Source organism: Aquiflexum sp. (assembly GCF_041749095.1).
Lineage (GTDB): Bacteria > Bacteroidota > Bacteroidia > Cytophagales > Cyclobacteriaceae > Aquiflexum.
In genome coordinates, this window is record NZ_JBGTCA010000576.1 from 1 (window position 1) to 12,130 (window position 12,130).

The following is a 12,130-nucleotide window of genomic DNA, read 5'->3' on the forward strand; positions in this document are numbered from 1 at the left end:
TTCCTTTTTTGCATTAATACTCCAATTGGCTACCTTTGCGACACTTCAAAAGAGAAGGTTTTAAAGGAGTGGTAGTTCAGCTGGTTAGAATGCCTGCCTGTCACGCAGGAGGTCGCGGGTTCGAGTCCCGTCCATTCCGCACAAAAAATTGAAAAAGAATAGTTTAATTTTAGCTCAGATGGAGCTAATGAATAAAGAATTGGAGAGGTAGTTCATCCCTTTAGCTATCGGGAGGTTAGAATTCTTGTCCCGATACATCGGGAAGGTCCCTGGTTCGAGTATCACATTTAAATGAAATTAAAGGCATCACGGAGTGGTAGTTCAGCTGGTTAGAATGCCTGCCTGTCACGCAGGAGGTCGCGGGTTCGAGTCCCGTCCATTCCGCTCAAGCCTCAGATTATCTGGGGCTTTTTTTTGGTTAAATTCCAGAATACGATTAGTGGTAGAGCCATTCCGTACCGAGTTGGCTAAATTAATAATGTGATTTTTGTGAATATGTTATATCCACGAAATAGTAAGTTCTAATCTTTTTTTGTGAAATCTCGCTAATAAAAGCTCTTTTAGCACCCAAAGGACTCTCTTTCCCGATAATTGAAAAAGTATCCAATTTTTCAACTATGGTTTTTAAAGGGTCATTTAATATGTGATATTCATAATTATTTGACGTAACACCATTTGTATCAAAATTAATGGATACAACCTCATCTCTATTTGAAGTCCAAACAAATGAAAAAGTACTTAGGTCCACTTCATCAACTCTTTCAATCATCCATAGAGTATCATAATCACTTTTAAACAATTCAATTAATTCGATTTCCTTAATAGCCATTCTTCTTGAATGATTAAGATTTTCCGCAATAGTTGGATTAAACTTTCTTTGTTCGACAAGCAGATTTTCCAAAATCGTGTTTACATCTTTATTCATTTTCAAAGGGTAGCAACAAGTACAGAATAAAACAAATGCTGTTATCGTATTCATCATTTTGTTCATTACTTGTTCAGATATTATTTAAAAAGACCCAACTTTCATTGGAGTAGTATAAATTTTTTGTTGGTATCGTGTAAAGGTCTCTGCCGATAATTATTAGCAATATTAATTTTTACCTAATACTGGAAATCCATTCAATTTTAGAATAATCATTAATCATTGCTTCCCCAACTTCAACTGCCAATTCCAAGAATCTCTCATAGAATCTTCAAGTAAATACTTAGCATCCCAGCCCAATACTTTATTTATTTTCTCCGTATCAGCCCAGACTTTCTCTATATCTCCTTCTCTCCTCGGTCCTATTTCATAATTCAATGCCTGACCACTGACTTTCTCAAAAGTTTTGATTACTTCCAATACTGTGTTTCCATTGCCGGTGCCGACATTGAAAAGATCATAAAAGTTGTTTTTCTGCTGAAATAAATATTCCAGGGATTTGACATGTGCATCTGCCAAATCCATCACATGGATATAATCCCTGACGCATGTACCATCCGGAGTATTGTACTTATCTCCAAAGACTGTGAGCTTTACTCTTAAACCTGCGGCTGTTTGCGTAATGAAAGGGACCAAATTGTTAGGTACTCCAAGAGGTAATTCCCCGATTTCCCCTGATGGATGTGCACCTACGGGGTTGAAATACCTTAAAGACACAATCCTGGAATCTGCACCGCTTTTGATATAATCCACCAAAATGTCCTCGCAGATTTTTTTGGTATTTCCATAGGGGCTTTCTGCCGGTTGCCTCGGTGTGGATTCCTTGACAGGCAATATTTCCGGTTGTCCATAGACTGTGCAGGAGGATGAAAAAACAATGTCTTTCACCCCAAATTTGGACATGGTTCCTAACAGAATGAGCAAGGAATCAATGTTGTTTGAATAATATTTCAAAGGAAGCCTCGTACTTTCACCTACAGCTTTGAAAGCTGCAAAATGAATCACACCTGAAAAATCATTCTCAAGAAATACTTTTTCAACCCCTGACCTGTCCAAACAGTCCACTTCATAACATTTGACTTCCCTGCCGCAAATTTTACTCAATCCCGCTAATGCTGATTTTTCTGAATTGGAAAAATTGTCAATGATAACAGGTTCGTAACCTGAATTGACCAATGCCACAGCAGTGTGTGACCCAATGTACCCTGCACCACCTGTAATAAGTATTTTTTTCATATTGCTTAAAATTAAATTACAATAATAACAGCTAGAATTCAAAAATCAGTTCTGTTGAAATATATTAACGGATTAAAGTAAAGAATCCGCTTAATTCTTTGGAAGTAACCTCACCGTTCACATTCATTTCCAAAAACATCAAATAAGTATAAGAACCTATCGGCGCTTCTTGCCCATCTACTATTCCGTCCCAGGCTGTATCTCCACTATAGATCAAATTCCCCCATCTGTTCAGTACCTTCAAAGTGAAATTGACATTACAATTGGAAACCGGACCGTACAAGCCATCCATTGGTTTGAAACCGGTCGGCATTCTGACCTGGGGAGCCTCTTCTACCATTTCACCTTGCCCATTGCTGACGCATCCCCTGCTGTCCGTTATACTGATATTATATACACCCCGGGGGATACCATCTAAAGTTACTCCTCTTGAATTGTCATGTTCCCACAAATAAATATACGGTCCCTGACCATCCACAGCATTCACTATTAACTCCCCATTGGATTGTCCGGGGCAACTTGGTTTAAGTACCCTAATATCTGCTACCTTCGGTATGGGCGACTCTATCCTAAAATTGACAGGTAATGTACATCCATTGGCGTCTGAAACTACTAAGGAGTATTCTTTGCCTTCCAACTCTGTAAACCTAATCTCATTGTTATTGACCACTGCTAAAGGATAATCAATGGTATAGGGCCCAATGCCACCTGTGATTTCCAATACTTCTGTTCCGTCTGCCCTTCCAAAACATGATGTGGCAATTGATTCCAACTCCCTGAAGCCCAATAATTGTGGTTCGGCTACTACTATATCCTCCAACAAAACTGAACACCCAAATGAATCTGTAACCTCAACAGTATAAGTGCCTGATAATAAATTGTCTGCGGTAATTGAATTTAAAGTTGCTTGATGGATCCATGTGAAGGTATAGGGTGATTTCCCTCCATTGACATCAAGATTTATTCTTCCTGTGTTCCCTCCAAAACATTGCACATCATCCAAATTCAGGACAGAAGCTTCCAATAATGGATTAATTACCACCTCCAATTCTGGGGAAGTTCCTTCACACATGTCATCAAATAGACTGAATTCCCTGTACCATATTTTCCCTGTGACACCGGGATTAAACCATTTCACCTCCACTACGCTTTGGTCATCTGCCCCAATAATCTCACCTTCTTGAATAAACCATTCAAAGCCCCTGTTATTGAATTTTTCCGCAACGGTGTATTCATAAGTCTGTTCAGGATCAAAACAAACCTCCACCACTCCGGTTGGAATTCCTGCGTCAATCAAGGGATTAATGACAATCCCTAATGTAATAGGATCACCGGGACAACCTTCGGAATTATATGGCACTGCAATCACCTGTGCATTTGGATTGGCAGGTCCCCAAAGTATGGTAACCTCTTTATTTTCCTCATCCACTTCAATAATTTCTCCACCTACCACTTCCCAATCCACGTTAGAAATAATTTCTTCTGATAAAAAAGCATAGGTCAATTCTTCTACCAAAGGACAGGCTTTTGTAATGCCTGAAATTTCTCCCTCAGTATTATTTACCTGGACATTAAAAACCACTTCCTGCTGTTCATCACAACTGGCCTCACTGATAGCCGCAATTACTTTGATTTCATACTCCCCTAATTCTGTATAGGTATGGTCAACTACCTTTCCTACTTTGGTGCTGCTCCCATCTCCAAAGTCCCATACAAAATAAGTGAAGAGGTCATTTTCAGGTAATATCTCCCAAGTTCCTTCCCTCTGATAACATGCCACCCTTTTACCCAATAATTCAAAATCATAAGACGCCTCAACTTCAAAATTCAGGTTGTCCAAACTTGCACCTACAGCGTAGCCATAAGATTCAATATAACCAAATCCATACACGTAGGCTATCAGGCCTTCTGAATTCCTCAGGTTATGAACCCCCTGATTGATCCGAATCCGGGCATAGGAATATTCAGAGTTCTGGGTAATCTCTTCGAAATTATTACCAATATTCTGACCATCTAACCATGTGTCATCTTTTGAGTCTGTTTTTACAATTATATTGACATAGTGACTGGTTATGGAAGGTAGTTGTATGGCATTGAATGTAATGTTACTCAATAGTTGTTGATTGGGGCTGTACGTAATCATAAATGGGTCACCATCCTGAAAGAAGGCCTGAGTCGGATCGTTACATCCCTGACTTTTAGCAAAGACAGTTACGGAAGAGGGTTTATTGGTAACTATATTGGCGACCTGATCCATTTCAAAATTCAGGGTAAGGAATTTCCCCGCTTGTAGTGTACCTACATTATTTCCATCTACCAATACTTCTGTACCATCTTCCGAAGCAAGAACTTTGACCAATTCACCGGATGATCTTCCTGAAAAAGGAATGTGAAAAAACTCTGTTCCCCAAGTATTCACAGGGTATGTCTGCTGAAAAAGGTGGTCATTTGCCTGACCACAATCACCTACACTGGTCCATTTATTCCCGCCAAAAACAGCTATATTTTTACATTCATCCACATTTTCACCCACTACCCTTACCCTTGAACCTGTCAGGTCACCCCGTGCTTTGAGTTGATAGCTTTGACCCCGGTTCAATAAAATGACGAATGGGGTATCGGCAGGTCTGCCGCTTGTGGTAAAGACTGAGGGAGTTATTTCTATTCTGGTGTCATTTTCCACTCCTACTACCAAAAGCGTACTTTCATCATTCACATTTGCTTCGTAATTCACCTGAGTGGTCATGGTTTCATAATGGGAAGTGATATAATAATCTTTCCCAAGTGTTGGCAATGGAAGGACTACCGTACCATCAGCCGACCTGAACCTTTCATTGAAGGCGTAAACTGAAATATTTCCGGTTGAAATAATATAAACACCTTTGCTTTCCACTATTCCTGAAGTCCGGTGAAGCATGTCCACATCATTGATATTGTGCATAAACTGCTGACCGGGTGTCAAGTTAAAATTCAGTGTCCTGCCCGCATACTGCAAAGTACCGCTTGCATTTTCACTGGCTGTGATGACCACAACACCGCGGTCGGGGGCATCAGGAGGCAATCCGTTGTTTTCCATAAATCCAAACCAAAATTCCTTTCCAACGGTAGTTACCTGTGCAATTGCCTGAACGGAAAAAATCACCTGCATCACTGCAATCAAAATAGAGAAGGTCAGGGCTTTAAAAACTCTCATCAATTAAATAAATTTAACGCCGTTAATTTAAAGTAAAGTTTTCGGTATAAAAACTAATTTAAAGTGAAATACAATTTTCTTTCTATAAGCTGTTCATTTCAACAAATCAAAACCATTTTTTTGGGTTTCAATAGAATACTTGATCACGGCATTTTTTCGACTTTTATATTGAGGACGTAATATTCGAATTAAATGCTACTTACAATTCCAATTATTTTGTCAAACTATACCTTTTGAAAAAAAAAAATTATGGTTTTAGATAATGTATGTACACAATGATGCCAGTAAATTGACAATCAATATAATTCTTGGCTGGAGATTGAAATTTGCGGTACATCGGTCTTCCGACTTCGGTCTTCGGTCTTCCGACACCAATTTATACACGTAACAGGCAGGATTTCAGATAACCATTTAAAATAAATTCTAAAAAATATGCCTTTCCTTTTTACATTATGAATCAGATATATATATTTAAGAAATTAAAGTAGTACTTCATTAATTTTGAATCACCCAAATCCAAAATAAGACTGCTTCAGATGCGGTATTGTCTCACCCTTGACCTGAAAAATGATCCTGTTTTGATTGCTGAATATGAATCTTACCACCAAAAGGTTTGGCCTGAGATCGTACAAAGCTTTTATGATTCGGGGATTTCAACAATGGAAATCTACAGATGGGAGAACAGGTTATTTATGATTATTGAAACTGAAGAAGATTTTACATTTGAAAAAAAAGCCAAGTCTGATGCTGAAAATCACATCGTACAAGAATGGGAAAGCTTAATGTCCAAATACCAGGAAAAACTTCCGGGCGTTAAAAAAGAAGAAAAATGGCAATTAATGAAAAAGATATATAAAGTATAAAGCAAAGAAAATTATTATTTTTGATCAAAGTTTTACTTGAAAGCCGTGCCGTACAAAGAAAGAGAAATCGAGAAAAAATACTACTCCATAGGCGAAGTAGCGAGTATTTTTAAAGTAGCCCCCTCATTGATACGATATTGGGAAGGTGAATTTGATATCATCAAACCCAAAAAAGACAAAAAAGGAAACAGGCGGTTTACAAAAGATGATATAGAAAAAATCCGGTATATCTACCAATTGGTCAAAATCAAAGGATATACTTTGCAAGGGGCCCAGGAAGTCCTTAAATCCGGTCATGAACAGGTTTTTGACAAAGCCACGATGGTTGACCGGTTACATCAGATCAAAAGATTTTTAATGGAAATCAGAGATACCATGCATGTCAAAGCCGAATGATACACAACACCATGAATTGGCGCTCAGTCTTATTCCACAGATAGGCCCTGCGGTCTATAGAAATATCATTGCTTATACCGGGTCTGCCTTTAATTTTTTGGAACTGCCAAATGGTAAAGCAGCAAAAATTCCAAGAATCAGTCAAAAGCTCCTCTCCTTGCGGAAGGAAAAGACTTCATTCCTCAAAAAAGCAGAGGAGCTTTTGGAAATCTGTATCAAAAAAAATATTCAGGTAATCACCATTTCAGACCCACAATTTCCCCAGAGACTCAAGGGTATTGAAGACATGCCCATGGTGATATTCAGCAAAGGCTTTTCTGATATGAATCCTAAAAGGACTTTGGGGATAGTAGGTACCAGAAATGCATCCGAATATGGCAGAAATATCACCAGAAAAATCATAGAGGATGTCGCCCCATATAATCCCACAATAATCAGTGGACTTGCCTACGGGATTGATATAGAAGCCCATAAGGCTGCCCTACAATATGATTTGCCTACTTTGGCTATATTGGGATCTTCTCCGGATCAAATTTATCCTTCCATCCATAAGAATACGGCAATCTCCATGTTGGAAAAAGGTGGATTGATCAGTGAATTTTTGCCCGGCAGTGAAATGCATCCAAGCAATTTCCCAAAACGCAACAGGATTATAGCAGGCCTATCCGATGCATTGATTGTGGTAGAAGCCGCCAAAAAAGGTGGGGCATTGATAACTGCCGAAATAGCCTACAGCTACAACAAAGAAGTATTTGCTGTTCCCGGCAACCTTCAATCTACATACAGTGAGGGATGCAATAACCTGATCAGAACCATGAAAGCATCAATTTTTACAGGATTAAAAGATCTGGAAGAAGCTTTGTCCTGGTCCAAAGAAAACAACGGTGTAGAAACAAAAACTAAAATCGAGAGCATTCAGGATTTGGACGATACAGAAAAAAAGATCTATGAAATCCTTGTAGAATCCAAAGAACTTGAAATTGACCAATTGGCATTTCGAATGGAATTGCCACTTTCGGTTTTAGCTTCCAAACTTTTGAATATGGAGTTTCAGGGGATAATCCGTGCTATGCCCGGTAAAAAATATAAACTCGTTTAGTGATATATTTTCCCCCTCTGGGTGTAGATTAAACCTTCGCTGGCGGCCGGGAGTATCCCCCTCTGGGTGTAGATTAAACTTTGGGTGGCGGCTGGGTGTAGATTGCAACTACACCCATTTATAACAGGCACTTCGGAAATGAAAAGTACGATGTAATCATCAAAAATTCACTTCAATCAAACCCTAAAAACCCGAGTATTGGTTCATGGCATGATTTTTTGCACTTGAAATGCAAAACACATTATCTCGTTAGCTATCATGCAATTGGAATATCAATTCTAAAATACATCTAATATCTTATCCTGAATAGTGGAATTGCAAATTCCTTTATATAGTAAGGACGTAGTTTCAAACTACGCCTAGCGCCTCCACCACACTTCGCCCAGCTGGGGAGAATATAATTGAAATTTATACCACTTTTGGGGTATTTGGTCTGACGCTTTTTTTCAGGACATTTATTCAGACCAAATTTTACAAATCATGAAAAAATTCCTGACAGTATTAATTTTATCTTTTGTCCTGCATTGCAACCAAAGTTTCGCTCAGTTTGGGATACAGGCAGGACCGGTAGGTATATTGGGCGAGGCTTTCCCGACAGCGGATGGTCTTGACAAATTAGGCGGTGCCATGGGTTTCACTTTCGGTGCCATTTACAATCTTCCTATGGGTGATCAATTTGTCATCCAGCCTGCACTCAACTTCCTGAATAAGCAATGGAAGGATGATCTGGAAAACCTGACAACAGGAGACTCTGAAATCACCAAAGTGAGCATCAATTATTTGGAGATTCCTATCCAGTTTGTTTTTACCGGAGGAAATGAAAAAGGCTTTTTTGCCGGTATCGGCCCATCATTCAATTTGGGTCTATCCGGAAAAAGAACGGTGGACCTGAATGGCAATACCAACACCAGTGATTATAATTTCGGTAGGGGTGCCAACGAAGAGCCTCCACTTACCATCGCTGTCAATGCCATGGTGGGTTATTCCTTTGGGGCTGTTCAACTGGGATTGAACTTCAGTCAAGGATTGACCAATAAGCCCAGCGACAATTTTGATCAGGGCAATGTCAATCATCTGGCATTGAGGTTGGGGTATATTTTTAGGTAATATTGATGTGCAGTCATCTGAAAGTCTTAACTCTGAAAAATAGTTTGGAGACGGAAGATCGAAGTATAAAAAAACCTCCAAATCTCATTATGCGATTTGGAGGTTTTTTAATTCATTTTATTCAAATTACCTTCTTCCCATCTTCGGCATCATGCCGCCAAGTGCTTTTTGGGGGCCGCCCATTTTGTTCATCTGTTTCATCATTTTTCGCATATCGCCAAACTGCTTCATCAGGTTATTGACTTCCACAATGGTTCTTCCGCTGCCTGAAGCAAGTCTTTTTCTTCTGCTGCCATCTATGATATCCGGATTTTCCCTTTCCAATGGAGTCATACTTCTGATAATGGCTTCGATGGGTTTGAATGAATCATCATCGATATCCAGACCTTTCATGGCTTTGCCCATTCCCGGAATCATACCCACAATGTCCTTGATATTTCCCATCTTTTTGATCTGCTCCAATTGGGAAAGAAAATCATCAAAATTGAATTGGTTTTTTCGGATTTTGGCATTGATTCTTTTGGCTTCATCCTCATCGAAGGATTGTTGTGCACGCTCCACAAGAGAGATTACATCACCCATCCCCAAAATTCGCTGTGCCATACGGTCAGGGTGGAAAACATCCAAGTTCTCCATTTTCTCACCCGTGGAAATAAATTTGATGGGCTTATTGACTACGTGTCTGATGGATATGGCAGCACCACCACGTGTATCACCGTCCAACTTGGTCAGGACTACGCCATCAAAGTTCAACCGCTCATCAAAGGTCTTGGCTGTATTGACAGCATCCTGACCGGTCATGGAATCAACGACAAAAAGTGTCTCAGATGGGTTCAAAGCTTTTTTCAAAGATTCTATTTCCTGCATCATCTGCTCATCCACCGCCAAACGGCCTGCGGTATCGACAATGACTATTTTCTTTCCTTTTTGCTTGGCATAGGCCAATGCATTGTTGGCAATTTGAATGGCATTCTTGTTTTCCGGTTCGGCATAGACCTCCACGCCTATCTGCTCGCCCAAAACCTTCAACTGATCTATCGCAGCAGGTCTATAAATATCGCAGGCAACCAATAAAACCTGTTTTCCTTGCTTTTTAAGATAATAGGCAAATTTTCCAGTAAAAGTCGTTTTACCGGAACCTTGAAGACCGGAGATCAAAACTACAGCCGGGTCACCTTTGACATTGACGTCCACTTTGCTGCCACCCATCAGGTTGGTCAGTTCTTCTTGGGTGATTTTCACCAATAACTGTCCCGGAGAAACAGCAATCAACACATCCCTACCAAGAGCTTCCTCTCTGATTTTATCGGTGACTTCCTTGGCTACTTTATAGTTGACGTCAGCATCTATCAAGGCCCTTCTGATTTCCTTGACAGTGGTGGCAACGTTTATTTCAGTGATTTTCCCTGTTCCCTTAAGGGTTTTAAAAGCGCGGTCTAATTTTGAACTAAGATTATCAAACATGTTTTCAATACTATTTGATGCAAAAATAGGAATTTATTTGGTACTAAAATGGAATTGAATCCTATGCGTGTATGTTTCGCCAGGATTTAAGCTGGCAGTTGGAAACGCAGGTTCATTGGGAGAATTTGGGAATACCTGTGGTTCAAGACACATACCCATATGCTTGGTATAAGCTATTCCATCAGTGGTGATGCTACCGTTTAGAAAATTTCCCGAATAGAACTGAACTCCTGGGGCATCGCTATATAATTCCATAAACCTACCGGAACCGGGATGGTACACTTCAGCTATTTTCACCAATTCATCATTATGATTTTCTTTGATCACATAATTATGATCATAACCACCTGATACTTCAGCTATTCTTTCACCAACAGTATGAGGATCGTTGAAGTCAAAAGCTGTACCTTTGACTGGCGCCAATTCTCCGGTTGGAATCAACTCATTGTTGACAGGGGTGTATTTGTCTGCATGGATGACCAACTCATGACCTAGAACATTTTCTTCCATGGCACTTAGGTTAAAATAGCCATGATGGGTCAGGTTGACTATGGTAGGCTTGTCAGTTTCAGATTCAAATTCCACCAATAGCTTATTGTCTGCTGTCAGTTCATAAGTAAGGGTTGTTTTTAGATTACCGGGATATCCCTCTTCACCATCCGCACTAAGATAGGTCATTCTGACCTTCATGGAATTTTCACTTTCCACCATTTCAGCCTCCCAATGTTTCCTGTGAAAGCCTATCAATCCCCCATGTAGATGGTTATTGCCATTATTGGTAGCCAATTGATATACATTTCCATCCAATTCAAATTTACCTTTAGCAATCCTGTTGGCATATCTACCTACGGAAGCACCTAAATACCCTTCATTGGAATCATAGCCATCCAAATTGTCATGTCCAAGGACAATATTTTCAGAATTCCCGTCTTTGTCGGGCACCAGCAATTTGGTGACCAATCCACCAAAGCTGGAAATTTCAACCTGTATGCCGTTACCATTGTCAAAGGTGAATAGTTTGGCATTTTTACCACCCACAGGAACTTCCTGAATGTTGACATTGAATTTGATTTCCTTTTTTTCCATTTCTTTGTTTTCAGATTTAGGTGATTGACAGGACCAGATTGTCCCAAAAGTTAATCCCACAGAAAGTATTGCAGGCATTAGAAGTTTTCTTTTCATTTCAGCTTACTAGTTTTTGTTTTTTGTAAAAGTATAAAATTCTATAAATTCTATTCCTGTTTCCTTCACCCAGATGATTAGTCGAATTGGTATCCATTCTTGTTATTTTCACTTAACTCAGGGGCTACGACTTCCTCAAAACCGTCTGACTGCTCAGAACCATCTGAAAGTGCCCCTCTTGGTTCTTGTCTCCATGAGTCTTTAACATTTTATAAATGTTCAGAATAGGTAATGACATCAGGTTAACCGTCATCCCGAGTAATTAACATTTTGGAAATGTTCAGAAAATATAATGACATTAGTTTGGCTTATATATGATTAATTTAAACGAAATTAATGTAAAACCAGTAAATAATTGCACTTATCAATAATCTGTCAATGGTAGGCACGAGGGATCTCAAGAGGAACTATTAATGTTAATTCTATCATTAACTGATCCTCAGGAGACCCTTCCTACGTCAGGGTGACGGGCCGCTCCGATTTATGTCTTTGGTATACTCGGGGCTGTGTCTCAAGTCTCACATCTCAAGTCTCACTTCTACCCTAACATCCCTGACCATAATACGCATCTTTTCCATGTTTCCTTTCAAAGTGCTTTCGGATAAGCGCTTCTTTCAATCTTGGTGCATTGGGATTGATCTGTAAGGTAAGATAGGCCATTTTTG

General features: G+C 39.5%; 9 protein-coding genes, 2 tRNA genes and 1 pseudogene. 6 read left to right on the forward strand and 6 right to left on the reverse strand.

Going from position 1 to position 12,130, the window contains the following annotated elements:
* The first annotated feature begins 65 nt into the window (after window positions 1-65).
* Both ACEW8O_RS25710 and ACEW8O_RS25715 read left to right on the forward strand, forming a co-directional pair.
* Window positions 66-139, forward strand: a tRNA-Asp gene (locus tag ACEW8O_RS25710).
* A gap of 171 nt (window positions 140-310) precedes the next feature.
* Window positions 311-384: transfer RNA gene (locus tag ACEW8O_RS25715), tRNA-Asp, on the forward strand.
* Window positions 385-472: 88 nt separating this feature from the next.
* Here the strand turns inward: ACEW8O_RS25715 and ACEW8O_RS25720 are convergent.
* From ACEW8O_RS25720 to ACEW8O_RS25730, 3 genes are all read right to left on the reverse strand, one after another.
* Window positions 473-925 carry a hypothetical protein gene (locus tag ACEW8O_RS25720; protein ID WP_373497494.1) on the reverse strand — a complete coding sequence of 151 codons (453 nt, stop codon included), beginning with the start codon at window positions 923-925 and terminating at the stop codon, window positions 473-475.
* Window positions 926-1,144: 219 nt separating this feature from the next.
* The gene (gene galE, locus ACEW8O_RS25725; RefSeq protein WP_373497495.1) at window positions 1,145-2,161 is read right to left on the reverse strand and encodes a UDP-glucose 4-epimerase GalE; all 1,017 of its coding nucleotides are present in this window, start codon (window positions 2,159-2,161) and stop codon (window positions 1,145-1,147) included.
* Window positions 2,162-2,225: 64 nt separating this feature from the next.
* Window positions 2,226-5,354 carry a PKD domain-containing protein gene (locus ACEW8O_RS25730; protein WP_373497496.1) on the reverse strand — a complete coding sequence of 1,043 codons (3,129 nt, stop codon included), beginning with the start codon at window positions 5,352-5,354 and terminating at the stop codon, window positions 2,226-2,228.
* A 536-nt stretch (window positions 5,355-5,890) separates the two neighbouring features.
* Between ACEW8O_RS25730 and ACEW8O_RS25735 the strand changes: the two genes are divergently transcribed.
* The 4 genes from ACEW8O_RS25735 to ACEW8O_RS25750 all read left to right on the forward strand — a co-directional run bounded on the left by ACEW8O_RS25735 (window position 5,891) and on the right by ACEW8O_RS25750 (window position 8,819).
* A complete protein-coding gene (locus ACEW8O_RS25735) occupies window positions 5,891-6,217 on the forward strand; it encodes an L-rhamnose mutarotase (protein ID WP_373497497.1) in 327 nt (108 codons plus the stop codon).
* Between the two features lie 45 nt (window positions 6,218-6,262).
* A complete protein-coding gene (locus ACEW8O_RS25740; protein ID WP_373497498.1) occupies window positions 6,263-6,613 on the forward strand; it encodes a MerR family transcriptional regulator in 351 nt (116 codons plus the stop codon).
* Window positions 6,597-7,712, forward strand: a complete 1,116-nt coding sequence (dprA, locus tag ACEW8O_RS25745) for a DNA-processing protein DprA (RefSeq protein WP_373497499.1) — start codon at window positions 6,597-6,599, stop codon at window positions 7,710-7,712. Before ACEW8O_RS25740 ends, dprA begins: the two co-directional genes overlap by 17 nt.
* Before the next feature lie 480 nt (window positions 7,713-8,192).
* On the forward strand, window positions 8,193-8,819 hold the full coding sequence (locus tag ACEW8O_RS25750; protein ID WP_373497500.1) for an outer membrane beta-barrel protein: 627 nt from the start codon (window positions 8,193-8,195) through the stop codon (window positions 8,817-8,819).
* Between the two features lie 126 nt (window positions 8,820-8,945).
* Here the strand turns inward: ACEW8O_RS25750 and ffh are convergent, their stop codons facing one another.
* The 3 genes and pseudogenes from ffh to araD all read right to left on the reverse strand — a co-directional run.
* Window positions 8,946-10,283, reverse strand: coding sequence for a signal recognition particle protein (ffh, locus tag ACEW8O_RS25755; protein WP_373497501.1), 1,338 nt, complete (start codon window positions 10,281-10,283; stop codon window positions 8,946-8,948).
* Window positions 10,284-10,316: 33 nt separating this feature from the next.
* On the reverse strand, window positions 10,317-11,465 hold the full coding sequence (locus ACEW8O_RS25760) for an aldose epimerase family protein (RefSeq protein ID WP_373497502.1): 1,149 nt from the start codon (window positions 11,463-11,465) through the stop codon (window positions 10,317-10,319).
* Window positions 11,466-12,008: 543 nt separating this feature from the next.
* Window positions 12,009-12,130 (reverse strand): annotated as a pseudogene (gene araD / locus ACEW8O_RS25765) (L-ribulose-5-phosphate 4-epimerase); the annotation flags it as partial.